A 292-nucleotide genomic window follows, 5' to 3' on the forward strand; every position below is an offset into this window, starting at 1 on the left:
CGTCATTAAAGAAATTGGGGAACAGGTGGCGGCGCGGCTTCGGCACCACCATAAACTAGCGGAGTGTCTATCGCTAAGCATTGGGTTTTCCTATACCGCAGCCGAAGCAGATGGCCGCGGTGGCTTTCACCAAGCTTTAAAAATTGACCCGACTAACGATAATCAAGTTTTGACGCAACAATTATTGTGGTTATTCCGTCAGAATTGGGACGGTCAAGCTGTCCGGAATATTGGCGTTTATAGCAGTAAACTAAGTGCCAACTCCGGCCAACAACTTAATTTATTTGAAACC

1 protein-coding gene is annotated in these 292 nt (G+C 46.6%); it reads left to right on the forward strand.

Annotated features, from left to right (window positions below):
* Positions 1-292 (forward strand): DinB/UmuC family translesion DNA polymerase (locus FD20_RS12790; RefSeq protein ID WP_477218318.1); only part of this gene is annotated, 292 nt, incomplete at both ends.

Source organism: Liquorilactobacillus uvarum DSM 19971, assembly GCF_001434935.1.
Lineage (GTDB): Bacteria > Bacillota > Bacilli > Lactobacillales > Lactobacillaceae > Liquorilactobacillus > Liquorilactobacillus uvarum.